Annotated in this window: 19 protein-coding genes; 10 read left to right on the forward strand and 9 right to left on the reverse strand. The window is 69.1% G+C overall.

Annotated features, from left to right (window positions below):
• Positions 1-104 precede the first annotated feature (104 nt).
• A complete protein-coding gene (locus ASG32_RS01315) occupies positions 105-1,394 on the forward strand; it encodes a D-serine ammonia-lyase (RefSeq protein ID WP_056521623.1) in 1,290 nt (429 codons plus the stop codon).
• A 115-nt stretch (positions 1,395-1,509) separates the two neighbouring features.
• Here the strand turns inward: ASG32_RS01315 and ASG32_RS01320 are convergent, their stop codons facing one another.
• The 3 genes from ASG32_RS01320 to ASG32_RS01330 form a co-directional block, all read right to left on the reverse strand.
• A complete protein-coding gene (locus ASG32_RS01320; RefSeq protein ID WP_020091601.1) occupies positions 1,510-1,761 on the reverse strand; it encodes a PilZ domain-containing protein in 252 nt (83 codons plus the stop codon).
• 117 nt (positions 1,762-1,878) lie between these two features.
• Positions 1,879-2,115, reverse strand: coding sequence for a hypothetical protein (locus ASG32_RS01325; protein WP_244491759.1), 237 nt, complete (start codon positions 2,113-2,115; stop codon positions 1,879-1,881).
• A gap of 360 nt (positions 2,116-2,475) precedes the next feature.
• Entirely contained in the window at positions 2,476-2,763 is a 288-nt protein-coding gene (locus ASG32_RS01330; protein WP_056521630.1) for a hypothetical protein, read from the reverse strand.
• 590 nt (positions 2,764-3,353) lie between these two features.
• Here ASG32_RS01330 and ASG32_RS01335 point away from each other — a divergent pair.
• The 4 genes from ASG32_RS01335 to ASG32_RS01350 are packed head-to-tail and all read left to right on the forward strand — an operon-like array spanning position 3,354 to position 10,234.
• Positions 3,354-6,620, forward strand: coding sequence for an efflux RND transporter permease subunit (locus ASG32_RS01335; RefSeq protein WP_056521633.1), 3,267 nt, complete (start codon positions 3,354-3,356; stop codon positions 6,618-6,620).
• Positions 6,620-8,005, forward strand: coding sequence for an efflux RND transporter periplasmic adaptor subunit (locus ASG32_RS01340; RefSeq protein WP_056521636.1), 1,386 nt, complete (start codon positions 6,620-6,622; stop codon positions 8,003-8,005). The genes ASG32_RS01335 and ASG32_RS01340 overlap by 1 nt, the downstream gene beginning before the upstream one ends.
• A gap of 5 nt (positions 8,006-8,010) precedes the next feature.
• Complete coding sequence (locus ASG32_RS01345; RefSeq protein WP_348271879.1) at positions 8,011-8,862, forward strand: response regulator transcription factor; 852 nt, start codon at positions 8,011-8,013, stop codon at positions 8,860-8,862.
• The gene (locus ASG32_RS01350) at positions 8,849-10,234 is read left to right on the forward strand and encodes an ATP-binding protein (protein ID WP_020091595.1); all 1,386 of its coding nucleotides are present in this window, start codon (positions 8,849-8,851) and stop codon (positions 10,232-10,234) included. The genes ASG32_RS01345 and ASG32_RS01350 overlap by 14 nt, the downstream gene beginning before the upstream one ends.
• A gap of 78 nt (positions 10,235-10,312) precedes the next feature.
• Here the strand turns inward: ASG32_RS01350 and ASG32_RS01355 are convergent, their stop codons facing one another.
• Both ASG32_RS01355 and ASG32_RS01360 read right to left on the reverse strand, forming a co-directional pair.
• Entirely contained in the window at positions 10,313-10,606 is a 294-nt protein-coding gene (locus ASG32_RS01355) for a hypothetical protein (protein WP_020091594.1), read from the reverse strand.
• Positions 10,607-11,168: 562 nt separating this feature from the next.
• The gene (locus ASG32_RS01360; RefSeq protein ID WP_082557713.1) at positions 11,169-12,770 is read right to left on the reverse strand and encodes a porin; all 1,602 of its coding nucleotides are present in this window, start codon (positions 12,768-12,770) and stop codon (positions 11,169-11,171) included.
• A gap of 749 nt (positions 12,771-13,519) precedes the next feature.
• Between ASG32_RS01360 and ASG32_RS01365 the strand changes: the two genes are divergently transcribed.
• The 4 genes from ASG32_RS01365 (at position 13,520) to ASG32_RS01380 (ending at position 20,087) form a co-directional block, all read left to right on the forward strand.
• Positions 13,520-15,292, forward strand: coding sequence for an ethylbenzene dehydrogenase-related protein (locus ASG32_RS01365; RefSeq protein ID WP_056521640.1), 1,773 nt, complete (start codon positions 13,520-13,522; stop codon positions 15,290-15,292).
• Positions 15,293-15,306: 14 nt separating this feature from the next.
• Positions 15,307-16,344, forward strand: coding sequence for a 2Fe-2S iron-sulfur cluster-binding protein (locus tag ASG32_RS01370; RefSeq protein WP_056521643.1), 1,038 nt, complete (start codon positions 15,307-15,309; stop codon positions 16,342-16,344).
• A gap of 75 nt (positions 16,345-16,419) precedes the next feature.
• Complete coding sequence (locus tag ASG32_RS01375; RefSeq protein ID WP_056521646.1) at positions 16,420-17,229, forward strand: substrate-binding domain-containing protein; 810 nt, start codon at positions 16,420-16,422, stop codon at positions 17,227-17,229.
• The gene (locus ASG32_RS01380; protein ID WP_056521649.1) at positions 17,226-20,087 is read left to right on the forward strand and encodes an EAL domain-containing protein; all 2,862 of its coding nucleotides are present in this window, start codon (positions 17,226-17,228) and stop codon (positions 20,085-20,087) included. Before ASG32_RS01375 ends, ASG32_RS01380 begins: the two co-directional genes overlap by 4 nt.
• Before the next feature lie 43 nt (positions 20,088-20,130).
• On the opposite strand, the gene ASG32_RS01385 is transcribed toward ASG32_RS01380, so the two are convergent.
• The 4 genes from ASG32_RS01385 to ASG32_RS01400 all read right to left on the reverse strand — a co-directional run bounded on the left by ASG32_RS01385 (position 20,131) and on the right by ASG32_RS01400 (position 25,136).
• Positions 20,131-20,613, reverse strand: coding sequence for a DUF1203 domain-containing protein (locus ASG32_RS01385; RefSeq protein ID WP_056521652.1), 483 nt, complete (start codon positions 20,611-20,613; stop codon positions 20,131-20,133).
• Positions 20,614-20,710: 97 nt separating this feature from the next.
• Positions 20,711-21,766, reverse strand: coding sequence for an adenylate/guanylate cyclase domain-containing protein (locus ASG32_RS01390; RefSeq protein ID WP_056521654.1), 1,056 nt, complete (start codon positions 21,764-21,766; stop codon positions 20,711-20,713).
• A gap of 33 nt (positions 21,767-21,799) precedes the next feature.
• On the reverse strand, positions 21,800-22,159 hold the full coding sequence (locus ASG32_RS01395) for a response regulator (protein WP_026604690.1): 360 nt from the start codon (positions 22,157-22,159) through the stop codon (positions 21,800-21,802).
• A 49-nt stretch (positions 22,160-22,208) separates the two neighbouring features.
• On the reverse strand, positions 22,209-25,136 hold the full coding sequence (locus ASG32_RS01400) for a response regulator (RefSeq protein WP_056521657.1): 2,928 nt from the start codon (positions 25,134-25,136) through the stop codon (positions 22,209-22,211).
• A gap of 302 nt (positions 25,137-25,438) precedes the next feature.
• On the opposite strand from ASG32_RS01400, the gene ASG32_RS01405 reads away from it, so the two are divergent.
• Entirely contained in the window at positions 25,439-25,648 is a 210-nt protein-coding gene (locus ASG32_RS01405; RefSeq protein ID WP_020091585.1) for a hypothetical protein, read from the forward strand.
• Positions 25,649-25,743: the final 95 nt, after the last annotated feature.

Consider the following 25,743-nt stretch of genomic DNA (forward strand, 5'->3'; position numbering starts at 1 on the left):
GATCATAAGCTAGCCTAATAGACCGAGCCAGAAAATATAATTGGCCGCATGAGCGTCGCTCGCGCAGGGTCGGCGCGGACAAACCGGGCAGGATCGGGAGCGCCATGGCAGCCGTCGGCGGGATGGAGACTCGACTATCGGGCGACCGGATTCCGGAGGCGGTCAGGCGCGCCAGCCCCACGGTCTGGATGAACCCGGCGCTGGACGCCACCGCGTCCGTCCTGCCCGGACTCGCGACCGGCTGTGCCGACGTGGACGCGGCCGTGGCGCGCTGGCAGCGGTTCGCGCCGCTCCTGGCGCGCCTCTTCCCCGAAGAGGGCGCCGGCCGGATCGACTCGCCGCTCGTCCCGCTGGAAGAGCGCCTGTCCCGTGACGTCCTGGACGGTGCCGACGGGCGCGTGCTGGTGAAGGCCGACCACGCGCTGCCGGTGACCGGCTGCATCAAGGCGCGCGGCGGCGTCTACGAGGTCCTGGCCTATGCCGAGGACCTGGCCGCGCGGGCCGGGCTGCTCACCGAGGGGCGATCTTACGCGGCCTTCGCCGACCCGGAATTCCGCGCCCTGTTCGCCCGCCACGTGATCGCGGTCGGCAGCACCGGCAATCTCGGCTTCAGCGTCGGCCTGATGGGGCGCTCGCTCGGCTTCGCGGTCGAGGTCCACATGTCCCACGACGCCAAGGCGTGGAAGAAGCAGCGCCTGCGCGAACTCGGCGCCCGCGTCGTCGAGCATCGCGGCGATTACGGGGCGGCGGTCGCGGCGGCCCGCGGCGCGTTCGCCGGCCGCGCGGACGCCCATTTCGTCGACGACGAGGATTCCGTCGACCTGTTTCTCGGCTACGCGGCCGCGGCCCTCGACCTTCAGCGCCAGCTCGCGGAGGCCGGGATCGCGGTGGGGCCGGCGCATCCCCTGTTCGTCTATCTGCCCTGCGGCGTGGGTGGCGCGCCGGGCGGCGTCGCCTTCGGCCTGAAGCTCGTGTTCGGTGACGCCGTGCACCCGGTCTTCGTCGAGCCGGTCGCGTCCCCGTGCATGCTGGTCCAGCTCGCGGCCGGTCTCGAGCGTCCGGTCAGCGTCTACGATGTCGGGCTCGACAACCGCACCGCGGCGGACGGGTTGGCCTGCGCCTCCGCGTCGATGCTGGTGGCCCGGACGCTCGAGAAGCTGGTGGCCGCCGTGGTCACGGTTCCCGACGACGCGCTGTACCGCTGGCTCAGGGTGATGTGGACCGAGGCGGGCCTGCGCCTGGAGCCCTCGGCGGCGGCGGGCTTCGCGGCGGCCGGGCGCTTCGCCGCCACGCTGCCCGCGGAGGTCGGCGCCGCGGCCACCCACGTGGTCTGGACGACCGGCGGCGCGCACCTCCCGGCCGAGGAATTCGAGGCGGCCCTCGCCCGCGGTTGAGGCGCGCTGGACGCGGGCTCGGGATCTGAGACCGCGCGGCCGCGGCTCCTCGATCACGCCGGTTCGCCAGGCGATCCGGGGCCGATCTGGAGCGAGGACCAGATTCGGCTTTCGGTTACTCCATCAGGTCGGTCAGGGCCCCGATCTCGTCGGCGTTCTTCCAGACCGTCTCGCAGCCGATCACCGTGTCGGTGGCGTCGATCGTCAGCGTGAACGCGGGGGGCACCCGCTCGGTCCCGACGAGCCGGAGGCGAACACCCCACCGCGACATGTCGTGCACCACGCAGGGGATGGCGGGATGGCCGGCCACCGAGATGCATCCGCTCAGGTTGACGGAGACGCGTCGGGCGTTGCGCTGGTTGTCCATAAGTACTCCGCGCTAGAGCGCCGGAGCATACGCGGCGACCGATCAAGGGCCGGTTTACGAACTGAACTCAATTGCGCCTAAAATTCGCGTCGAGGTGGCTAATACCGAAGTCTCGACCTACCGGTTGGGAAGCCACCGGGAGACGAAGGTCAGCGGACGCGACGTGCCGGCCCGGCCGTCGGCATCCGCACGCGCGTCCTCGTCCGGCAGCAGCGACCCGATCAGGCGGAGCAGCTTCTCCCGCTCCTTTCCGGTGAACAGCACGAGGAACGAACCGAGATCCAGTTGGACCTCCGGCGCGTCATCGCCCGGGGAGTGAGAGACGTAGGGCTGCCCGGTCTGGAGGTCGCGCATCAGGGCCCAGCGGTCGCCGCCGACGCCGACATGGAATTCGCGCGCTATCCGTGGGCCCTGTTCAATCATTGCTCATCCCGCACGCCGTCAACGTGCAATTTTCAACGGGATAGAGCGCGCTAACGCCTTGCGATATAACCTGGCTCAAGAATTCACAGGTATCGTCGACTGCAGCCCCACCGGCGCGAGCCGCCGGTGGCGGGATATCGGCGCGGTCTCGGGCGGGAGGTTGGTGCACTTGCGGCGCAGGATCGCGGACGATCCGACGCCGGACTGACATGCCCCATCTCCGCGCGGCAGAGGGCGCGTTCTCGGACAGAGAGGGGCGAGCGCTCCGCTCTCGCCCGGTCGGCGCCGGCCCTAGCGATACGCGTGGGGCCGTGAGCGCTCGAAGGCGGCCGCGCAGGCCGTGTCGAAGAGCTCGCAGGGCGGCTGGGCGTCGCCCGGTTCGATGAGCATCGGCTGTCCGCGGATGTCTCCGGTGGCGTGAGCCTGCGAGTACTGTGACCGCGGGTCGAAGTAAGGATCCGAAGTGTAACTGCTCATGAAGGCGCCTCCTGCCGGCATCTCGCTCTCGGACAGCGCCACGCCGGTCTGCAGCGCCAATGAGAGCACCGAGACCAGGAGCAGCAGACATCGTCTGGTCATAGGCCCGCTCCTCCTCGCGCGCACGAGATCGGCAGCGCGGACGCCGCGCTCCGGATGTCCTGGATGTGTCCGACGAGACCGCCGCGGGGGTCAGCGGCCGGTCTCTGCGAGCAGGCGCGCCACAACGCGTGCGCGCTTCGGAACAGCCGCCCGACGGGATCACCGCGTGGCCGCGACGCGCTGCCTTCAGCGACGTTGGCGGGTCAGCCGATCTCGACATTCGGAAGATGGCGCAAGCCGACCGCGCACTGCAATCAAATAAGCTTTTCAGCAGTGAAAATGGAATTGATTTGAGAAATTTTCTTTAAACTTCGATGCGCGCCCGTCCGGCCGCGGCCTGGGACGGAGACAGTTCAAGCATCGGATTCGCGACGCACTTTAGAGATCCGCTGCCGCTTTAAGTTTCTTAAACGCGCTTTATTTTGTCGTGCCGAATTCATTCGAAGAGTGTCTTTGCCAGGACTATAACTTCGGCGTGCCGGGCATTCGCCCTGCCTTCTCTTCGCACACGAGGCTTGATCGGCTCCCAGTCCACGCGGGCACCCCGCGGGAATGGGAGCCGGGTCACGGCGGGACACCCGACTGATCACATGGAACTCGTCCGGTTCGCTCTGAAGTTTCGCAAGAGCTTCTATGTTCTTGCCGTCCTCATGTTCCTCGCGGGGCTCGGCTCGATCACCGTCGCGCCGAAGGACGTGCTGCCCGCCGTCGATATCCCGGTGGTGGTGGTGGTGTGGACCTATAACGGTCTCGACGCGACCGACATGGTCCAGCGCATCACGAACTACAGCGAGTTCTCGCTGTCGAGCAACGTGAACAACATCCGCCGAATCGAGTCGACGTCGATCCAGGGCACGGTGACCGAGCGGATCTACTTCGATTCCGCGGTCAGCATCGATCTGGCGATGACCCAGGTCGACTCGGCGATGAACGCGATCCGCTCGCGCATGCCGCCGGGCGTGCAGCCCCCCGTCATCATGCGCTTCTCTGCCTCGTCGGTGCCCGTCATTCAGATGGCGCTGTCGTCCTCGAAGCTGCCGCTCACCAAGGTCTTCGACTACGCCCAGTACCGGACCCGCCGCCGGCTCGCCGAGGTGCCGGGCTCGACCCTGCCCTCCCCCTACGGCGGCGCGCCGCGTCAGGTCATGGTCGATCTCGACCCCGGCAAGCTGCGCGCGATCGGCATGACGCCGCTCGATGTCCTGAACGCGGTCCTCAAGCAGAACCTCGTCGTGCCCTCGGGCCTCGCGAAGATCGGGACGCAGCAATACACGGTGCGGCTGAACTCGAGCCCGCAGCTGGTCGATCAGCTCAACCGCATTCCCATCAAGGTCGAGAACAACCAGCCGGTCCTGCTGCGCGACGTCGCCCATGTCCGGGACGGCTCGCCCCCGCAGATCAACATCGTCCGCGCCGACGGCCACCACTCCGTCCTGCTGCAGGTCCTCAAAAACGGCGCGGCCTCGACCCTGGACGTCGTGAACGCCGTCAAGGCCGCCCTGCCGGACATCCACGCGGCCGCGCCGAAGGGCATGACCATCACGCCGCTGTTCGATCAGTCGGTCTTCGTCTCGGACGCCATCTCCGACGTGGTGCGCGAGGCGGTGATCGCGGCGGGGCTCACCGGTCTCGCCATCCTGCTGTTCCTCGGCTCCTGGCGCTCGACCATCGTGGTGCTGGTCTCCATCCCGCTCTGCATCCTGACCTCCCTGTCGATCCTGGTTGCTCTGGGCCAGACCATCAACGTGATGACCCTGGGCGGCCTTGCCCTGGCCGTCGGCATCCTCGTGGACGACGCGACGGTCGCGATCGAGAACACCTACCGGATGTTCGAGGAAGGCTTCTCCTTCCGGCGCTCGGTGGTCGAGGGCGTGGCCGGCATCGCCAAGCCGGCCCTGATCTCCACGCTGGCGATCTGCTCGGCCTTCTCGGCGGTCTTCTTCCTCACGGACGCGCCCCGCTACCTCTTCGTCCCGCAGGCCGAGGCGGTGGTCTTCGCGATGCTGACCTCCTACCTCCTGTCGCGGACGCTGGTGGCGATCCTCATCGACGTCCTGGTCGCCCCGGAATACGCCCGGCATCACGGCCCGGCCGCCGAGGTCGATGGGGCGTCACCACCCCGCCGCCGCTCCGTCCTCGGCCGGATTCTCCGTGCGCCGACACGGCCCCTCGCCTGGCTGCTTCAATATCCGCTGCGCGGCGCCCTCGCCTTCCGCAACGCGTTCGAGCGCGGGTTCGCGCGCTTCCACGCGGGCTATGTCGGTCTCCTGTCCGCGGTGCTCGGCCACCCGGCCCGCGCGCTATCCGGCGCGCTCGCCGTCTTCGCGGTGACGGCCGCGATCTTCCCCTTCGTCGGTCAGGACTACTTCCCGCAGATCGAATCCAGCCAGATGACCCTGCATATCCGCACTCGTCCGGGCGAGCGGATCGAGCAGGCGGAGAAGACCTTCGCGCAGGTCGAGGACGTCGTCCGGCAGGTCGTCCCGAAGGACGAGCTGGGGCTCATCCTGGACAATATCGGCCTCCCCGCCTCGAACTACAACTTCGCCTTCATGGATGCGTCGTTCGTCGCCTACAATGACGGGCAGATGCTCATCAATCTGAAGGGTGAGCATAAGCCGATCTCCTTCTACGAGAAGCGGCTGCGCCAGGTCCTGCACCAGGCCTTCCCCGACGACACCTTCTACTTCCAGCCGTCCGACATCATCACGCAGATCCTGAATTTCGGGACCGTCGCGCAGATCGACGTGCAGGTCTCCGGGCGGCACGATGCCGAGGACCTCGCCGTGGCGCAGGACCTCGTCCGCCGCATCGCGGCGGTCCGCGGCGCCGTCGACGTCCACCTGCACCAGATCGTCGACGCCCCGCAGATGTACGTGAACGTCGACCGCAGGCTGGCCTCCGAGATGGGCGTCAGCGAGCAGTCCATCGCGCAGAACCTGAACGTCTCGCTCTCCGGCTCCTTCCAGGTCAGCCCGAACTTCTGGGCCGATCCCAAGTCCGGCATGCCGTACCAGCTCTGGGTCCAGACGCCGGAGTGGCGCAACGCCGACATCACGCAGCTGATGAACACGCCGGTCTCGGTGCACACGGACGCGGGTGACAGGCCCGGCATCCCGATCCTGCTGTCGAACATCGCCACGATGCAGCGGCAGCCGGAGCAGACCGTGATCAACCACGTCAACCAGCAGCCGACCTTCGACATCCTCGCCAACGTCCAGAACGCCGATCTCGGCAGCGTCCGCAACGCCGTGGACCGGGTCGTCGCCGAGGAGCAGGTCCGGCTCCCGGCCCCGGACAAGATCCTCGTCCGCGGCCAGATCGAGAGCATGGAGAGCGCGTTCTCGCGCATCGAGCTCGGGCTCGGGATCGCGCTGGTGGCGGTCTACCTGCTCCTCGTCCTGAACTACCAGACCTGGGTCGACCCCTTCGTGGTCATCGCCGCCCTGCCGCTGGCCTTCTGTGGCATCGTGATGAGCCTGTTCATCACCAGCACGGCGTTCTCGATCCCCGCCCTGTTCGGCGCGATCATGTCGGTCGGCGTGGCGAGCGCGAACTCGATCCTGCTCGTCACCTTCGCCAAGGAGCACCGCGAGGCCACCGGCTGCTCTGCCCGCGAGGCCGCCCTGATGGCCGGCCATACCCGCCTCCGGCCGGTGCTCATGACCGCCTCCGCGATGTTCCTGGGCCTGATCCCTATGGCGATCGGGTCCGGCGAAGGCGCCGAGCAGAACGCCGCCCTCGCCCGCGCGGTGATGGGCGGGATCGGGATGGGCACCGTCTCGACCCTGCTCTTCGTCCCCCTTCTCTACACCCTGCTCCGCCGCAACCCGATCAAGCCCCTCGAGGATTATTGATGACCCGTTTCAACGACGCCCCCGGGAGCGGCGCCGAGGCTGCCGCGCGGGCGCACCAGCACGCGGTCGAGATCGACCCGCTGCGGCAGGACGGGGCCGGCGAGGCCCTCGTCCACGCGGTGCCGCCGCCGCCGCGCAAGCGCCCGTTCCTCGTGGCGTTCCTCGCGCTCGGCAGCGCCCTCGGGCTCGGCGCCTGGCACCATTGGGAAACCTACCAGGCCTCCCTGGAGACCCAGGCCGAGGCCGTGAACTTCGTTCCGACGGTCCGCACCGGGCCGGCGCAGGTGGATGACGGGCCGATCACGCTGACCCTGCCGGGCCAGACCGAGGCCTTCGACCATGCCGACATCTTCGCCCGCGCCACCGGCTACATCGCCGAGCGCCGGGTCGACATCGGGTCGCGGGTCAAGAAGGGCGACCTGCTGGTCCGGATCGCCGCGCCCGACCTCGACCAGCAGGCCCGGCAGGCCGAGGCCCAGCTCGGCCAATTCAAGGCGCAGCTCGCCGTGGCGCAGGCGGATGTGGAGCAGGCCAAGGCCAGCGTGACGCTCGCGAACGTGACCGACGCCCGCACCGCGACGCTGGCCGGACAAGGCTGGGCCTCGAAGCAGAACGCCGACCAGACCCGGGCGGGGATGCTGACCGCCACCGCGACCCTCGCCGCCGCGCAGGCGAAGGTGAAGGTCGCGGAAGCCAACATCACCGCCCAGCAGGCGACCGTCGACCGACTCCGCACGCTGACCACCTTCGAGAACGTCGTCGCGCCGTTCGACGGCATCGTGACCGCCCGCAAAGTCGATGTCGGCGACCTCGTCCACGGCGATGCCGGCTCCGGGACGCCGCTCTTCACGGTCGACAGCACCGATGTCCTGCGCGTCGCGGTGCAGGTGCCGCAATCGGCCGCCGTGGGTATCCGCGACGGGGTGAAGGCGCGGGTCCAGGTCGCGCAGATCGCGGACCGGACCTTCGACGGCACGGTCTCGCGCAGCTCGGTGGCTCTCCAATCCTCGGTGCGGACGCTGGACACGGAGGTCGACGTCGCCAATCCCGACGGAATCCTGCGGCCGGGCCTCTACGTCGCCGTCACCTTCGCGGTGCCGCGCACGCATCCGCGGGTGATCGTGCCGTCCGAGGCACTCATCTTCGACGCGGAGGGGACGCGCGTGGCCGTGGTCGGGGCGGACGACACCGTCCGGCTCCGGCCGATCACGATCGCGCGCGATCTCGGCACGCGCCTCGAGCTGCGCAGCGGCCTCGACAGCGGCGAGACCGTCGTCCTCAACCCGCCCGCCGGCCTTCAGGACGGCAGCCGCGTCGTCCCCCGCGGCTCCGTCGCCTCCCAGGTCCCGACAGCCAAGCTCTCCGAGCAGGCGAGCGCGGAGTGAGGCGCATGGTCCAGATCCCTCGCTCCCTTGTAAGCTTCGCCGGCGGGATGACGCAGGTCGGCCGCCGCGACCGAACCGCATTTGACTCCGGCTCCGAAGAGGATAGTTCCACCTCTCCCTCCGAGCCGCAGGAGACCAGACAGGGCCGGCGAATACAAAATAAGAAGGAAAAACGAATGGCCAGCGTATTGGTAGTCGAGGACGACCGGCGGGTCGCCGCGGAGATCGGTTCGGCCCTCGCGGAATACGGATTTCAGGTCGACGAAGCCCCCAGTGGCAGCATCGGACTACGCAAGGCCCTGGACGGTAACTTTGACGTGATCGTGCTCGACCGGATGCTCCCGGAGATCGACGGCCTGTCGCTGCTGACCGAGCTGCGCGCCGCGAAGGTCTCGACGCCGGTCCTGATCCTCAGCGCCCTGTCGGCCGTCAACGAGCGCGTCGACGGGCTGCGCGCCGGCGGCGACGACTACTTGGCCAAGCCATTCGAGTTCATCGAGCTGACCGCCCGCGTCGACGCGCTGGCGCGGCGCAAGATGGCGGCCGAGGCGGTGAACGAGCTCGTCGTCGGCGACCTGCGCCTCGACCTGATCGAGCGCGTCCTCCACTGCGGGAACCGGGAAATTGAGCTCCTGCCCAAGGAATTCGCGATAATCGAGTTCCTGATGCAGAACGCCGGCACGCTGGTGAGCCGGAAGATGATCTTCGAATCCGTATGGGGCTACAGCTTCAATCACCAGTCCAGCGTCATCGACGTCCACATCGGCAAGATCCGCAAGAAGCTCGATCCCGACGGGCTGAACCCGCGGATCCACACGGTGCGCAACACGGGCTTCATCCTCCGTGCGCCTTCTTGAGGTCCGGCGCACCAGCGGCTTCCGGGTCGCGTGCCTGTTCTTCGCGACCTTCGGGACCGCCTCGCTGGCGCTCTCGGGCTTCCTCTACGTCGACACGCGCAGCTACGGCCGCAAGGCCGCGTTCGAGTGGGTCGAGTGGGAATCGAAGCACCTCCTGAACCTGTCGCCGCGCGCGCTGCGCGAGCGGATCGACGCGTCCGAGGATTTCGCCGAGGGCGGCCGCCCGCTCGTCCTGTTCGGGCCCGACCACGTGCGGCGGGCCGGCGCGCCGATCGCCTTCCCCGACAGGGCGCCGATCGGGAAGCCGTTCATCCTGGCGCAGCCGCTGGATCACCGCAGCCGCACGCTCTTCAGCCAGCTCACCGAGCTTCCGAGCGGCGAGTACGTGCTGGTCAGCCGCTCGGCCCAGGATCTCCAGTCCCTCGAGAAGGCGCTGGTCGAGACCTTTGTCTGGGGCATGGCCGCCACCATCGTGATCGGCCTGATCGGCGCCGTCGTGTTCGGCGCCGGCTCGCTGCGGCAGAACGATGCGATCACCAAGGCGGTCGAGCGCATCATGCGCGGCGACCTGAGCGAGCGCCTGCCGACGCGCGGCGTCTCGGCCGACCTCGCTCACCTCACGCGCGTCGTGAACGACATGCTCGACCAGCTCGAGCGGCTGATGCTGGAGATCAAGGGCGTCAACGAGAACATCGCCCACGACCTGCGCACCCCGCTGACCCGGGTGGTCGGCACGCTGGAGCGGTCGCTGCGCAAGGCCGACAGCGTCGCGGCCTTCCGCGCCTTCAACGAGGACGTCCTGGCCGAGGTCAAGAGCATCGTCGTCCGGTTCTCGGCCCTGCTGCGCATCTCCGAGATGGAGGACCGCCTGCGCCGATCGGGCTTCACCCAGGTCGATCTCGGCCGGCTGCTCGAGGATGCGGTGGAGTACTACGAGCCCCTGGCGATCGAGCGCGACATCCGACTTCTCTGGGACCGGCCGGACGGCCCGTGCGCGATCGAGGGCGACCGCAGCCTGATCTTCGAGGCGGTGAGCAACCTGATCGACAACGCCCTGAAGTTCACGCCGGCCGGTGGGCAGGTGACGGTCGCGCTGCTCCGGAATCCGACGGGGATCCAGGTCACCGATACGGGCTGCGGCATCCCCGCGGAGGAGCTGAGCGCCGTGCGCGCCCGCTACCGCCGCGGTGCGCTGAAGACCGACAAGAGCGGCTTCGGGATCGGCCTGAGCCTCGTCGATTCCATCGCGCGGCTGCACAGCGCCACCTTCGACATCGCCTCCGACGGGAGCGGCTGCCGCGTGACCCTCAGCTGGACCCACAGCGTCGCGGGTCACCCGTCGATCGACCTCCTGCCGGCCGCATCCCTCTGACGCCGTCGTCACGCCGTCGCGCCCGGCCGGTCCCGCATCGCGGGGCGTGCCGGGCGCGGGGCCGTACCGGGTAGGCGCTCAGTAGGCGGGCTGGCCGCGGCGGCGCTCGCGGCTGTTGAGATGGCTCCACTGGCGATTGGCCGGGACGGTCTCGACCGCGCTGGGCCGCTGAATCGCGGCGCTGTAGCCGGTCGCCCCCTCCCACATGCCGCCCGCCTTGTCGTTGCCCTCGGAGGCGGACCACGCGTCGAGGCCGCTGCCGTTGGTCCGGACGATGAGGCTGGGATCGATGGTCGCGCCACCGTCCTGAGCGAGAGCAGGTCCCGCGATCAGCATCGCGCCCATCGAGCAGGCGAGGACGATGTTCTTCATGATGATCTCCCGTTACACAAGCTGTCGCTCACCGGCGACGTGGTAGTAAGATGCTGCAATGCCCATTTAAACTCTATATTTTATTGCGGAATAATTCTTTCGCTCTTTGGACAGCCTTCAATCTTGAAACGATTTTTGAATTTCTCGTGGAGGATGGCCTCAGGTCGGCCACATCCCGGTCACCGGGATCGGGGCTTGTGTCGCCCAGGCCTGACGGACAATCCTGAACGGCTTGCGCCGGCAGCGAGCACGAAAAAGCCGACCGGTTGCCCGGTCGGCGAAGTCGTATGGGTCTGAAGCTCTGGGTCAGACCGGCCCTGCCCTGGTACCCGGGCCAGCCGCTCTGAAACCATAGCATCCGCTCGCTCGGCGGCGAAGCAAGCCGCTGGAGAGCTGACTCTCTTGTAGATGATTTTGCGACGATCGCAAGCAAAAGATCTTTTATTTGTTGAATATGGCCCAATTTACGAGATAATTTACTTGGCGTTCCAAATAGAGAAGCGCGGCCTTGCGGCCGGGCTCGAGACTGGACGTTGCGCCCGCGAAGGTGCGTCGGATCGGTTCAGAAATCCCGCTGCACGCGGAACCGGAATTGGGCCGCATCCTGCGAATTGACGTAGCGCAGCGCGTTCTTCGAGATGTCCGGCGTGACGCCGCTGTTGAGCGCCGTGCGGATGTACTCGCCCTCGACGCCGATATCGAGATCCTTCACGGGGGTCCAGATCAGGCTGGCGCCGGTGATCATCTGGTTGTTGCCCCGCAGGATGGGACTCGTGGCGAAGGCCAGGGCATTCGACGCACTGGCGCCGGCCGGGGCGAAGCCGAAGCCGAGGAGGCCCAGCGCGTTGCGCCCCTTGGAGTTGTAGTCGATCTGCGCGTAGCTGCCGAAGAAGGCCGAGCGCCAGGCGGGCGACCAGCAATGGAGCAGGGAGGCGACAGCGGAGAACGAGGTCGACAGTTCGAGGCGGCCGGTCGCGGGATTGAGTACCGCGTCGGCGTAGTATTGCGCGAACGAGCCGCCGCCGACCGGCGCCGCGCCGAGGGCGTCGTACGGCGCCGTGTAGTTGGAGATGCCCGTATAGGCGATGGCACCCTGCCCGTAGGCGCCCTGGAGGTAGAGCGTGTCGCCCGTCGCGATGAACGGCAGGTTGACCTTCAGGCCGCCCTGGACCGCCCAGCCGTAGGCGTTCGAGGCGCGTCCCGTCGGCGAGATGCCCAGGCCGGTCGTGGCGGTGGTGATGCCCGCGACCGTGCTGCCGGCGTCGCCGGCATTGATCTCGTGGACGGCGGCCGAGAGCTGCGCCGAGCCCCAGGCCTGGTCGATGCGGGCCGCGCCGACGAAGTCCGGCATGCGGCTCTTCTGGGTGACGTCGACGAAGGCGACATTGCCGGGACCGACGACGATCGGCGCCAGCCAGGTCGAGGGGGTGAACGGGTTGAAGGCGTTGCTGTAGCCCGCGAAGCCGCCACCGGCCGTGAAGGCCCCGACGGCCGAGCCGGTGCCGAAGATCGGGAAGCGCCGGTAGGTCGGATCTTCCATCGAGGCCGTCAGCGTGATGCCGTTCCCGAGGATCGCCGAGTAGGCGAGCAGGTTCGTGCTGAACGTATCCGAGCCGGCCGTGCCGCCGATCAACTCGAAGTCGTGCGCATAGAAGTCGAAGAAGGAGGACGCGCGGCCCGCAGTGAGCCCGGCGAACTGAATGAAGGCCTTATCGGCGTTGACGTAGGTCTGCGTGCGCCCGAAGGCGTCGGCGCCGAGGCCCGCGATGGCCAAGCTCTCGCGCTGCCGGGATCCCGAGGTCAGGAACGGGCCGCTGCGGTTGGCGACATCGATGCGCAGGAAGGCGCGCAGGGTTCCGTAATCGGTCTGGGTCCGCGAATCGAGGTTCAGACGCATCAGGCCGAGATAGCCGGTGAGGTCGCCGCCGCCGCCCGTGCGAACCTTGCTGGTCTGATACAGGAAGTCATACCGCGCCCGTCCGGACAGACGAATGCAGGTATCGGTCCCGGGGATGTAGAAGAAGCCGGCGCCGTAGGCGTTGCAAACGCGTACGAAGTCGACCGGCGCAGCCTTGAACGTCGGGAGATCGGCAGCGTACGCACCGCCGATCGGGATCATCAGGGCAGAGGAGCCCAGTAACAGCGCCTTGATTCTGGTCATCATATCCCCGCATCCGACGCCGTGGTCGTGCCACTGCCAGCGTCAACCCAATGATCCGCGTTCACGCACGTGTACGGGTTCCGACACGGTGCGACGTCGCAGTAGTTTTTGAGAATTGGCCGCTCTATCGCTCGGCAGCTTGACCGTATCCGTCAAGATTTGATTTTACAAATAAATTGCGATTGCGTTTTTCAACCGGAATTGACTTCCTAAAATTAGTTTATGTATCTGAATTGATCACGGAAATGGGAGTGCGCGGGCGAGGCGAGCTGCGGATCGCGGTCGCGTCGGCTCAGCGAGGCTGGTTGATGGCGCGGTCCATCGCGTGGACTCCGCCGACCGAGACCTTGAGTTCTGCGCCGTGGATGTCGCTATCAGGGATGAAGAGGCATCTGCCGCCCTATCAGGCCTGCTTCCCGAAATTCGGCGACAGATCCCGTGGCGGCGCTATGAGACCCTGTCTCCGGGCATTCCTGACTGAGCGCTCTGTCGTGACAGATGGCTGAGGTGCCGCTCTGAGGCCGTAGCCTGTCGGCCGCGTCCGCCTTCGATCGGACGCGCGACCCGAAACGATTTGCGCCGCGGCGGGGCGGAGCCGTCTTCCCGGCTGACCGACCGAGCCGAGATCGCCGTTAAGCATATCGATCAAGAGTTATAGATTGCAAAGCTCGGCTATATCGCGCGGCCGGCATCATGATTTACAAAGTTCTAACGTAGCGCGTCCAATTTGCGGCGACGGTGCGGAGGATCGAATGTCGGAACCGCTGACCCTCGCGCCGCATCCGCCCGGCGGAGCCGAGACCGCCCCCGGGTGGCGTAGTACAGCCGCCGCGCAGGTCGACCGGCATCCCCGCTCCGATGTCGGGACCATCGTGATTCACTGGGTGGTCGCCATCGCCATGGTGGCGAGCCTGCTCACGGGCCTGCGCATCTCGGCCGACGCGCCCGTGGCGCGGACCGCCAAGTTCCTGGCGCCCCTGCTTCCGCAAGGTGAAGTCTGGACGGTCCACTTCGTGGCCGGCCTGACCCTGTTCTTCGGAATCACCGCCTATCTGGTCTACCTCGTGCGCGGGCGTCTCACGGATCGCAACGGCCTGTCGCGGCTCCGAGCCCTCCGTGTCAGCGGGCGAAGCAAGGCCGCCCGGAAGGCACGGTGGGGCGGCATCAACGTCGCGCTGCACTGGCTGATCTACGCCGTCACGCTCGTCCTGACAGGCACCGGGGTCGCGCTCTACCTCGGCTATGGCGGCTGGGTGGTCTGGCTGCACGCCACCTGCGCGCTGGTCGCCCTGGCCTACATCGCGGTCCATACCCTCGCGCACTTCATGTACGGCGGCCTGTGGCAGCTCCTTCGGTTGTTCCGTCCGGCGGCCCTGGCGGACGGTGCGGCGCGGCGGCGGCGACCGCTCCTGGCCGCCGCCATCATCGGCCTCCCCGTCGTCGGCGGCCTCGCCTTCGCGGACGTGAGAGGCCGCTCCACGCTGGTGATCGACAAGGTGTCGGCCGGGCCCGACCTGTCGAAGCTCCTCGAAGACCCGGTCTGGCGCACCGCGCGCCCGGTCTCGGTCCGGACGATGCAGGGGGCCAATTTCGGCGGGACCGGTGAGACCACCGTCGAGATCCGCGCCGTGCGCGACGCGACGAACGTGTATTTCGCCTTCCGCTGGTGGGACCCGTCGCGCTCGCTCAAGCGCGTCCCGATGATCAAGAAGGCGGACGGCTGGCACCTCCTCGACGCGGACGCGGCGCGCGCGGACGTGACCGCCTACTACGAGGACAAGCTGGCTGTGATCTTCTCGCGATCCGACGCGTTCGGCAGCGGCGGGTCGACCCATCTCGGCGCCCGGCCGCTGCCCGACGCCCCCGCCCCGCTCAACGGCCGCGGCTACCACTACACCACCGACGGCAGCTACATCGACATGTGGCAGTGGAAGGCAGCCCGCGGCGGCATGCTCGGCGTCGTCGAGGACATGCATATCGGCCCGCCCACAGACCCCACCGCCGCCGAGCGGGCCGTGAAGGGCCGCTACCAGGCCGGCTACTGGGGCGATCCCGGCACCAGCGCGTACCGCTACAATTTCAAGTTCGAGGGTCCGGGCGGCTACGCGGGGGCGGTCGAGCCGCTGCGGCTTCCCAAGGACTGGCAGGCGACGGTGGCCAAGCTCGGCACCGTGGATCTGGACTTCGATGCCAGCACGTCGCCGGGCTCGGCGTGGTGGATGGTCGAGAAGACCGAGACGGTGCCGTACTCGGCGGCCGCCGACGCGGAGATCCCGGTCGGCACCGTGATGCCGGGCGTGCTCATGACCGACGGCTATACGGGGGATCGCGCCGGGATCTCGGCGGCCGCCGACTGGGCCGACGACCACTGGACCCTCGTCGCCGCGCGCAAGATCGCGACCGGCAGCAAGTACGACGTCGATTTCCTGCCGGGAAACACCTTCTACCTGTATGTCTCGGCCTTCGATCACACGCAGACGCGGCACACGCGGCACATGCGGCCGGTCGAAGTCCTCTTGCGCTGAGCCGGGAGCGCGCCGTGGCCGAACGCGTCACCCTCGTCATCAACGGAAGGCGGGTCAGCGCCAGCGCCGGCCAGACCCTGCTCGACGCGGGTCTGGCGGCCGGCCAGGCGATCCCGCACGACTGCGCCACCGGGCAGTGCGACACCTGCCGCGTCCGGATCCATGCGGGCGCAGTCGACGATGCGGGGACGCGCATCGGCGAGACCGTGCAGGCCTGCCGGGCCCGCCTGACCACCGACGCGGTCATCGAGTTCGACGAGGTTCCGGAAACCGTCCGGCGGGCCGGCACCGTGGACCGCGTCGTCGATCTCACCGCCGAGATCGTCGAGGTGACGGTCGCGCTGCGCAAGCGGATGACCTACCTGCCCGGCCAGTATGTCCGGGTCTCCTTCGCCGGGCTGCCCGCGCGGGACTACAGCCCGACCCTGCGCGCGGACGGATCGGGCGAACTGAACGAATTGATCTTCCAGATCCGCCGCCAGCCCGACGGCGCGGTCTCGCCGCTGCTCGGCGGCAGGATCGGACCGGGAACCGCCGTGAAGGTCGAGGGCCCGTTCGGGACCGCCTTCCACCGGCTCGGGCGCGGCCGTCTCGTGATCGTCTCATCGGGCGTCGGCTGGGCGCCCGCCTGGGCAGTCGCCCGCGCGAGCCGGATGCGTGAGCCGGAGCGCGACCTGCTCGTCGTGGCCGGCGCGCGGCACCCGCAGAATCTCTACATGCGCCCGGCGCTCGACTGGCTGCGCGCGCGGGGGGCGACGACGGTCCTGACCTGCAGCGGCGGCAACCCGCCTCCGGATGCCCGGCCCGGGCGGCCGACGCTCCACTTGCCGATGCTCACGCGCGACGACACCGTCCTCGCGGCCGGCGCCCCCGAGATGGTCGCGGCTGTCCAGTTCCTGGCCGCGGCCACCGGTGCGACCTGCTACGCCGATCCCTTCTACGCGGCCGCGCGCGGCGCCGACGGGAAACCGCCGTCCGACACCAACTTCCTCCAGCGCTTCCTCCAGCGCGTCGCAGGTCATCGGACCGCTAAAACGGAGCCTGTCGCCTAGCAGATCGTCAACCACACCTTCGGTGTACGGTATCCGGTGACCTCGGGTTAAGCACTCGAGGCGCATTCTCGGGTTATGGCACTGTTATTCACGTCTCTTCGGCGCATCGTCGCGGGTGGAATCATCCTCCTGGCCCTGCCGGCCGCCGCGCGCGCGGACGACCTCGCGGTCGTCGGCACGGGCGACGGGATCGAGATGCTCCAGGCCGTGGCGGCCGCCTACAATGCCGAGAGCGGCGACGCGCGCGTGTCGGTGCCGCCGAGCATCGGTTCCGGCGGCGCCGTCGCGGCCGTGGGCGGCGAGCGCCAGAGGCTCGGGCGGGTCGCGCGCCCGCTGACCGAGGCCGAGAAGACCCAGGGACTCGTGGAGGTGCCGCTCGCCCGCATCCCCTCGGCGATCTTCGTCCATCAGGGCGTCGGCGTCACCAACCTGACCAGCGCGCAGACCGCCGCGATCTTCGCCGGCACGGTCGACAATTGGAGCGCCCTCGGCGGCCCCGATCTGAAGATCCGCGTCGTCCGGCGCGAGGAAACGGACAGCACGCTCACGGTCCTGCGGGCCACCATGCCGGGCTGGCGCGACCTCGTCCTGACCAGCCGCTCGAAGACCGCGACCACGACCCAGGACGCGATCGCCACGGTGCGGGAGACGCCCGGCGCGATCGGCTTCGGACCGTTCTCGCCGGCGCTCGCGGGCGATCTCGCGGTCCTGACGATCGACGGCCGGGCCCCGCGCGATCCGGCCTATCCGAGCGCCGTGACCCTCGCGCTGATCTACAAGGCCGCCACGCGCGACGCCGCGGCGTCGGCGTTCCTCGCCTTCGCGACCTCCGACCGCGCGGGACAGGTCATGGCGGAGCGGGGCGGCGCCCCGCTCAGGCCGTGACGGGCACCGTCTTCTCGCGTTCCCTGCGCGCGCGCCTCGTCGGCGCCACGCTCTCGACGGCCGCGATCGCGCTGGCGGCGTTGGTTTTCCTCGTGGTTCTGCGCTCCGGCCAGACGCTCCGCGAGCAGGCGCAGGAGGTCTCGACCTGGTCCGAGGCCCAGCTCTCCGACCGCCTGCTCAGCGACGCCAAGCTCGCCGCGGCGCGGCTACAGATGCAGCGCGAGGACGTCGAGCGGCGCTTCGCCACCATGTCCAAGCGCTGGGACGTCGCGAAGGCGGTCTTCTCCGGCAACACGGTGGCGGCCTCGGAGCTTCTGCGGCCGGCTCTCGCCCTCGCCGATCTCGACGGCGCCATCGCCTTCGACCTCAATCTCCGCGCCCTGACCGCCGACCGCGTCGAGGCGGACCTTCTCGCCGCCAACGCGGCGTTCCGGACGTCGCCCGTCGCGGCGTCCCTGCGGGCCGTGCTCGCCCGCAACGATCGGGAGCACGCGGACGGGTTCGTGCTGTCGCTGCGCTGGGACGACGCGCTCGCGCGGGCGCTCGCCGCCACCGAGAGCGGAACGGTCGCCGACATCTTCGGCGAGCCGCTGTTCGACGATTTCGGCGAGGTGATCGGCGGCCTCGTCGGGTACCGGGTTCTGCGCGCGCACGAGCCGACCCTGACGGCGTTCGCGTCCCTGAGCAACCGCGACGTCCTGATCCTCGCCGACCAGAACCTCCTCTCCTCGGCGGGCTCGGAGGTCTCCAACGCCCAGCTCGGACCCGCGTCGGGCGCTGAGCTGCACGCCGTGCTCGGCGCCGATAAGGTCGCGCGCTGCATCCCGCAGCCGCCCGACATACGCCTCTGCGTCGCGGCGCCGCTGCGGGAGCTGCAGCAACTCTCCGGCAAGGTCGTGGGCATCGGCGAGGAGAGCTCGCGCGCGCTGCTGCGGACGCTCAGCGTCGTCGCCGGTCTCACGCTGTGCCTTGTCGCCGTCGTCATGCTCTTCCTGTCGAGCCGGATCACCCGTCCCCTGGTGCGCATCACCCAGACGGTCTCCGAGGTCGCGCGCGGCAACTGGCACGTCAGCGTGCCCGATATCGACCGTGCCGACGAGGTCGGTGATATCGCCCGGGCCGTCGTCGTGCTCGAGCATTCCCTCTCGGAGCGCGATCAGCTGCGCGACGACGTGTTCCGGCAGAACACGGTCCTGACGGAGCGCGAGCGGCAGCTGCAGGAGCAGAACGAGCGCTTCGACGCCGCCCTGAACAACATGTCCCAGGGCCTGTGCATGTTCGGCGTCCACGGCCGGCTCAAGGTCTACAATTCCCAGTTCTGCCGGATCTACGGAATCGCTCCGGGCGTGCTGGATCTCGACCCGACACAGAATGAGGTTCACCGGCTCGCTGGTCTCACGGACTGGTCGGCCGCGGAGAGCGGGCCGATCCGCCGGACCCTCACCCGGACGCTGGCCGACGGCCGCTGCATCGAGATCACGGTCGAGCCGATGGCCGATGGCGGCTGGGTGGAGACCCACGAGGACGTCACCGCGAGCGTCACCGCGCAGGCGCGGATCGCGCATCTCGCGACCCACGACGCGCTGACCGGCCTCTCGAATCGAGCGCTCCTGGCCGACCGTCTGGCCGCCGCCTTCGCGGACCATGCGGTCGGCGGCCGGGCGGTGACCGTCATTTGTCTCGACCTCGACGACTTCAAGGGCATCAACGACACCCTCGGACATCCGGCCGGCGACGAACTCCTCCGACAGGTCGGCCGCCGCCTCACCGGACTGTGCCCGTCCGGCGGCACGGTGGCGCGCCTCGGCGGCGACGAGTTCGCGATGGTCCTCTTCGAGGCAGACCTGCCGGACGGCGTCCTCGCCCTGGCGGAGCAGATCCTGATCCAGCTCAGGCGGCCGTTCTTCCTCGCCGGCCAGTTCGTGTCCGTCGACGGGAGTCTCGGTATCGCCGTCTCCGGCACGGAGGATGCCGACGGCGACGATCTCCTGCGCCGCGCCGACGTCGCCCTCTACGCCGCGAAGGCCGACGGCGGTCGGCGCGTCCGCGTCTTCGAGCAGGAGATGGAGGAGCGTCAGAACCAGCGGCGCTGGCTGGAACGCGAGCTGCGGCTGGCGATCGGCACTGCGCAGATCGAGCTGCACTATCAGCCGCTGTTCGACCTGGCGACGAACGCGGTGACGAGCTTCGAGGCCCTCGCGCGGTGGCACCACCCGGAACGCGGGATGATCTCGCCCGGCGAGTTCATCCCGGTCGCCGAGGCGACGGGGCTGATCGACGCCCTCGGCGCCTACGTGCTCGAACGAGCCTGCGCCGATGCCATGACGTGGCCCGGCTCCCTGCGGGTCGCCGTCAACATCTCGCCGATCCAGTTCCGCGAAGGCAATCTCGACCGTTTCGTCGAGGAGGTGCTGTTGAAGACCGAGCTGCCGAGCCACCGTCTCGAGCTGGAGATCACCGAGTCGGTGATCCTGAGCCAGGATCAGGCGAGCTTCGAGATGCTGAGTCGCCTGCGCTCCTTAGGCGTGCGGTTCTCGATGGACGATTTCGGGACCGGTTACTCGTCTCTCTCCTCCCTGAACACCTTCCGATTCGACAAGATCAAGCTGGACCAGTCCTTCGTCCGGAACCTTCTGGAGAAGGACGAGGCGGCGGCGATCGTCCACGTCGTCGCCGAACTCGGCCGCAGCCTGAAGATCACGACGACGGCCGAGGGCGTCGAGACCCCGGAGCAACTGGCCCGGCTGCGGGCGAGCGGGTTCTCGGAGGTCCAGGGCTACCTGCTGAGCAGGCCGATCCCGGCGGCTGGCGTGGCGGCCTTCATCAACGCGCAGGAGCATATCCACGTCGCGGCCTGAGCGGGCCGCGCAACGGCCCGTTGGGCGGCTCGGCGGCTCGCGCTCAGTCGGCGACGCGCTCCACGCGGGACAGGAGGCACCCGGGCCGCGCCGTGTGGATGTTGACGAAGCGGGTGCGCGGATCGTCGAGGGCGCGGCGGAGCGGAATCTCGGCCTCGCTCCCGGGACAGACCTGTCCGAGATCGTAGAGGCAGAGATGGTCCGCGTCGTAGGCACGGACCGAGACCAGCGTGTTCGCGCGGACGATCGGCGCGAGGCCGTCGACCGTCTCGGCGCGCGGGCACTCGTCCGCGTGCAGGAAGATCGGACTGGGTGTCCAGTAGATCCCGCGCGGCTCGGGCAGATCGTAGGATCCGAGCAGCATGGTCTCGCCGGGCCGGCCGAGCTGCAGGCAGTGTCGGCAGGGAAAGCCACCATCCGCCGTCGCGACGACCCGACGGACCGGGTTGTCCCGGTCGTCAAGGCCGGTGGTACGGAAGCGATCGGCGGTCTCCGTCGGGATCGGAACGCAGCGATAACGGGTCATGGTGCACCTCCGGGACGGGCCCTAAGCTCCGTCCCGGCGCGCCGCATCCCGCTTCTTGCTGCGCAATCCGGAACGCTCCGCGGCCGCCGCGGGCGTCTCAGGCCGGGGTCGTGTCGCCGGCCGCGAGGGCGTGGCAGTACACGTCGACCGCGCCCTTGCCCTTCAGCGTCACCGGGCCGATCGGCCGGACGTCGCGCGGGTCCGGCAGGCGCGCGAAGGCCTCGCGCGACAGGTGCAGCGCGCACCCGTCGCCGAGGCCCGCGAGCCGGGCGGCGACGTTCACGGTGTCGCCCCACAGGTCGAAGGTGAACTTCGTCCGGCCGACGATGCCGCCGACGACCGGCCCGATATGGATGCCGCCGCGGATCCGCCAGCCCGGCTCGCCCTCGGCCGCGATCGCCACCATGTCGGCGGCGCAGCGGATGGCGGCGGAGACCGGGTCGTCGTGCGGCCGCAGCAGGTTGGCCGTGGCCATGAAGGCATCGCCGATCGTCTTGATGTTCTCTAGGCCGCGCGCCTGCGCGACCACCTCGAAGGCCTCCGCGAGGCGCTGGATCTCCGCGACGACGACGTCCGGGCTCTGGTCGTGGCACCACGTGGTGAAGCCGACGAGGTCTATGAACAGGACGGCGACGTCGCCGAACAGCCGCGGCTTGACCTGCCCGGTCTCCATCAGCTCCGCCACCGCCGAGACCGGCAGGATGGCGTGCAGGAGCTCGTCGGCGCGCTTGCGCTCGCGCTCGATGGTCCGCAGATGCGCCACCTCGCGGTCGTGCGCCCGCTTCCGCTCCAGGCAGGACCGGATGCGCGCCTCCAGGATCACAGGCTCGAAGGGCTTCGGCAGGTAGTCGAAGGCGCCGAGCTCGATGCACCGGACGATGCTGCCGATCTCCATGAGGGCGGAGATCATCACGACGGGCGTGTGGCGCCACGCCTCGTGGGCCTTCATCCGCTCGAGCACGGCGTAGCCGTCCAGGGCCGGCATCATTACGTCGAGGAGCACGAGGTCGAACGGCTCCTCGCTCAGCCGATCGAGGGCCGCCCGCCCGTTCGCCGCCCGCACGCTGGCGTGGCCGAGGAGCTCCAGCTCCTGCTCCAGCAGGTCGAGGTTGAAGGGCTCATCGTCGACGATCAGGATGCGGGCTGGCTCCACGGGTCCTCCCTTCCTGGCGTGAGACGGCCGCGCTCAGCCGAGCCAGTGCTGCAGCTTGGCGAAGAGCAGGTCCTCGTCGACGGGCTTCGTCATGAAGTCGTCGCAGCCGGCGGCCCGCGCGCGGTCCTCGTCGCCGGTCATCGCGTTGGCGGTGATCGCCATCACCGGAATGGCGGCGGTCGTCGCGTCCGCCTTGATCCGGCGCGTCGCCTCCCAGCCGTCGACGAGCGGCAGCGACAGGTCCATGAGGATGAGATCCGGCCGGTGCGCGATCGCCATGTCCACGCCGGCGGCCCCGTCGACGGCGATCAGGATCTCGTACTCGTCCTCGAGCAACTGGGTCAGCAGATCGCGGTTGAGCGCGACGTCCTCGACGATGAGAATCCGCTTCATGGGCCGGTCCCAGGCGTCGCGGGCCGCCACGGGCGGGTCGTTGCCGACCTCATCGGTCACCGTCGGCGGTCTCGGTCTCCAGGACCGGCAACACGCGGCGGACCTCCCGGACCAGGGCGGCGCGATCGAGCCCGCCCTTGTCGATCAGTCCGAGCACCCGATCCCGGAGCATGCCGCGCTCGGCGGGATCCAGGGACGCGGCGGTCAGGACCACGACGGGGATCGACCGGGCGGCGGGATCCGCCTGCAGGGCGTCCAGGAAGGCGAGGCCGTCCATCCGCGGCATGAGCAGGTCGAGGAGGATGACGCTCGGGCGGGCCTGCGCGATGCGCTCCAGGCCGGCCGCGCCGTCGGCCACCCAGTCGACGGTGCAGTGCTCCGAGTCGAGCAGCTGCCGCACGAGGTCCGGCACGTTGGGATCGTCGTCGATCACGAGGACGCGCTCGTTGTCGGGGGCGATCCGCGCGAGGGCGCCGATCAGGGCCTCCCGCTCGAACGGCTTTACGATGTAGTCGGTGGCGCCGAGCCGGAAGCCGAGCTCCTTCTGGTCGACGATGGAGATCAAGACGACCGGGATGTCCCGGGTCAGCGGATCGGTCTTCAGCGCGTGCAGCACCTGCCAGCCGTCGGTGCCGGGCATCATGATGTCGAGGGTGATGGCCCGCGGCTGCAGCTCCCGGGCCTTGACCAGCCCTTCCTGGCCGCTCGCCGCCCCGACCACCGTGTAGCCGGCATCGGCGAGGTTCTCCTTCAGCAGGTAGACGACGTTGGGATCGTCGTCGATCGCCAGCACGACCTTGGCGCCCGAGCGCGGCGCGGTGATGGAGGCGGGCGCCGGCTTCGGGGGCGGCGGCATCTCGGCGCCGCCGGCGATCCGCGGCGGGATGGTGAGCGTGAAGGTCGATCCCTCGCCCTCGCGGCTCTCGACGCCGATCCGGCCGCCGAGCAGGCGCGCGAGCCGGTGGCTGATCGCGAGCCCGAGCCCGGTGCCGCTGTGGGACCGGGTCGCGCTGTTGTCGACCTGATGGAACTCCTCGAAGATCGCGCTCAGGGCGCCCGCCGGGATGCCGATGCCGGTATCCATCACGGCGAACTCGATGCCCTCATCGACCGAGCGGACGCGGAGCGTGACCGATCCGGCCTCGGTGAACTTGATGGCGTTGCTGAGCAGGTTGATCAGGATCTGCCGCAGCTTCTCCTCGTCCGTGCGCAGCATCGGGGGTGGGTCCCGGACGTCCCGGACGAGGCGCACGCCCTCTTTCTTGACGAGGGGCTCGACGGTGCGGAGGCACAGGTCGAGGACCGGCTCCAGGGCGAAGTCCGAGGGTTTCACCTCCATGCGCCCCGCCTCGACCTTGGCGAGGTCGAGGATGCTGTTGATGAGCGAGAGCAGGTGCTCGGAACTGGCCAGGATCTTCTCGAGATTCTCGAACTGCTTGACCGGCAGGACATCCTTCGCCCGCCGCATCACCAGCCGGGTGAAGCCGATGATCGCGTTGAGCGGGGTCCGCAATTCGTGGCTCATGTTGGCGAGGAAGCTGCTCTTGGCGCGGCTCGCCTCCTCGGCCGCCTCCTTCGCCTGACGCAGGCTCTCCTCGGCCTGCTTGCGCTCGATCACGCGGCCGAGCTGCGCGCCGATATTGCTCATGACCCGGAGCAGCGAGGCGTCCGGCGGGGACGCGTCACGGGCGAAGAACTCCAGCACCGCGACGACGTCGCGCCCGACCGTCACCGGAAAGCCGAATCCCGCCCGGATGCCGTGCTCGACCGCCGCCGGCGCGCGCGGGTCCGCGGCCAGCGTCGGGTCCCCGACGCTCCATTCCGGCGCGCCCGAGACCAGAACGCGGCCGGCCAGGCCCGATCCGGCAGCCAGCGACGTGGCGGCCGTGGCAGCCTGGAATCGCGCGACATCCGCGCCGGGGTCGCAGTGCCAGATGCCGGTCGGGAGCAGCGTCCGCGTCCCGTCCCGGGCCAGGATATGGGCGTGACCGACGGGCCAGCCGGCGTGCTGCGCGACGCGCTCGAGGCAGAAGCGCAAGGCGTCCTCGACCGTCGGGGCCTCGTTGGCGGCCGCGGCGGCGGCCTGGAGCAGCTCGACGAAGGCGGTCTGCTTCTGCAGCGCCAGCTCGGCCTCCTTGCGCTCGGTGATGTCGCTCCAGGACTCGACCACCTCGACGGGCTGGCCCGTCGCGTCCCGCAGGAGGCGCTGCTCGTCCCGGACCCAGCGATAGGTGCCGTTCGCGTGCAGGAACCGGTACTCGATGACGTTGTGCCCGTCCGCGAGCAGGTGCGGGAACTCGGCGAGCACCCGGTCCCGGTCGTCCGGGTGAAGCCGCTCCAGCCAGAATTCCGGGCCCGCCAGGTAATCGCCGGGCTCGTAGCCGAGGAGATCGCGCACGTTCTCGCTGATGAAGGTCGGCGCGTTGCGGCCCCCCACCTCGAAGCTGCAGATCATCGACGGGGACGCGGTGAGCAGGTAGGTCAGCCGCCCCTGCGTTGCCTGAAGCACCTGCTCGGCGCGCTTGATCTCGGTCACGTCGGTGTAGACCGCGACGACGCCGCCGTCGTTGGTCTTGCGCTCGTTGACCTGGACCCAGCGGCCGTCGACGCGCTGCTGGAGAAGCGGACCGCGCGGCGCGCGGTAATGGGCGATGCGCTCGGCGACCCAGGCCTCGACGCTCATCCCGTCCGGCCGTACGACGCAGGTCTCCGCGACGGCGTTGGCGATGGCCTCGAAGGTCACGCCGGGCACGATGATGGCCGACAGGCCGGGATGGAAATCCTGGAAGTGCCCGTTGTACAGGACGAGGCGATCGTCCGGGTCGAACAGCGCGAAGCCCTCCGAGCTGCTCTCGATCGCCTCGACGAGCTTCTGCTTGGCGACCCCGGCCTCGTCGAGAGGCCCGGCGCTCCGGCTAGGGCCGGCGTCGGCGGCCCGACCTGTCTCGCTGGGTGATCCGGCCGGCGCGTGGGACATACCTCGAACCACTCCGACACCGACGCGCCAGGGGTGACGCCTTGCCCTGCCAAGCCTGATCTGCGCGATGCCCGCGGGCGCGCAATTCATTATTCGGCACCGTCGCATGGTCTATTTTGCGGATCAAGCTGTACGGGAATCGCTGTCCCGCCCCAGTCACGGGCTCGCCGTTCGTCGCCCGGTTCGTCGCCCGTCTGCCGGCTTCTCGCTTCCAATCCCGTCCGGAACGCATCGGTGCCATGTCTCGGCGCGGCGTGGCGGCACGCCGAGAAGGTGTATCTTCCGTGAAAACGGAGGAAACGATGGCTTACAAGATCACTTTTCGCCGCGGAAAACGCGAGAGCTTCACCAAGCTGTGGCCGTGCGACCTCGAGGCGGCGACGGCCTACGCGCTCGCGCAGCTCCCCCTGCAGCAGCGCGAGAACGGGGCGACCTCTGTCACCGTGGTCTGCGAGCGGACCGGCGAGGTCGTGTTCAACTCGACCGAGCAGCCCGAGGCCGCGACGGTCTAGGGCGTCGCCCGGCCGCGGACCGGACGCTCCCGGAGGGGCTGCGTCGTGCCACCAGATCCCCTCCGTGCGCCCGAGCCCGTCCCGGCCTCGGTGGG

The organism is Methylobacterium sp. Leaf361, from assembly GCF_001424445.1.
GTDB lineage: Bacteria > Pseudomonadota > Alphaproteobacteria > Rhizobiales > Beijerinckiaceae > Methylobacterium.

What these genes read in the sequence shown, in the direction of transcription:
- ASG32_RS01365 (WP_056521640.1), top strand. Translation starts at nt 13,520, where the DNA reads ATGTCGGAACCGCTGACCCTCGCGCCGCATCCGCCCGGCGGAGCCGAG.
- ASG32_RS01330 (WP_056521630.1), bottom strand. Translation starts at nt 2,763, where the DNA reads ATGACCAGACGATGTCTGCTGCTCCTGGTCTCGGTGCTCTCATTGGCG.
- ASG32_RS01385 (WP_056521652.1), bottom strand. Translation starts at nt 20,613, where the DNA reads ATGACCCGTTATCGCTGCGTTCCGATCCCGACGGAGACCGCCGATCGC.
- ASG32_RS01315 (WP_056521623.1), top strand. Translation starts at nt 105, where the DNA reads ATGGCAGCCGTCGGCGGGATGGAGACTCGACTATCGGGCGACCGGATT.
- ASG32_RS01400 (WP_056521657.1), bottom strand. Translation starts at nt 25,136, where the DNA reads ATGTCCCACGCGCCGGCCGGATCACCCAGCGAGACAGGTCGGGCCGCC.
- ASG32_RS01395 (WP_026604690.1), bottom strand. Translation starts at nt 22,159, where the DNA reads ATGAAGCGGATTCTCATCGTCGAGGACGTCGCGCTCAACCGCGATCTG.
- ASG32_RS01355 (WP_020091594.1), bottom strand. Translation starts at nt 10,606, where the DNA reads ATGAAGAACATCGTCCTCGCCTGCTCGATGGGCGCGATGCTGATCGCG.
- ASG32_RS01325 (WP_244491759.1), bottom strand. Translation starts at nt 2,115, where the DNA reads ATGCGCGACCTCCAGACCGGGCAGCCCTACGTCTCTCACTCCCCGGGC.
- ASG32_RS01320 (WP_020091601.1), bottom strand. Translation starts at nt 1,761, where the DNA reads ATGGACAACCAGCGCAACGCCCGACGCGTCTCCGTCAACCTGAGCGGA.
- ASG32_RS01405 (WP_020091585.1), top strand. Translation starts at nt 25,439, where the DNA reads ATGGCTTACAAGATCACTTTTCGCCGCGGAAAACGCGAGAGCTTCACC.
- ASG32_RS01335 (WP_056521633.1), top strand. Translation starts at nt 3,354, where the DNA reads ATGGAACTCGTCCGGTTCGCTCTGAAGTTTCGCAAGAGCTTCTATGTT.
- ASG32_RS01340 (WP_056521636.1), top strand. Translation starts at nt 6,620, where the DNA reads ATGACCCGTTTCAACGACGCCCCCGGGAGCGGCGCCGAGGCTGCCGCG.
- ASG32_RS01375 (WP_056521646.1), top strand. Translation starts at nt 16,420, where the DNA reads ATGGCACTGTTATTCACGTCTCTTCGGCGCATCGTCGCGGGTGGAATC.
- ASG32_RS01345 (WP_348271879.1), top strand. Translation starts at nt 8,011, where the DNA reads ATGGTCCAGATCCCTCGCTCCCTTGTAAGCTTCGCCGGCGGGATGACG.
- ASG32_RS01360 (WP_082557713.1), bottom strand. Translation starts at nt 12,770, where the DNA reads ATGATGACCAGAATCAAGGCGCTGTTACTGGGCTCCTCTGCCCTGATG.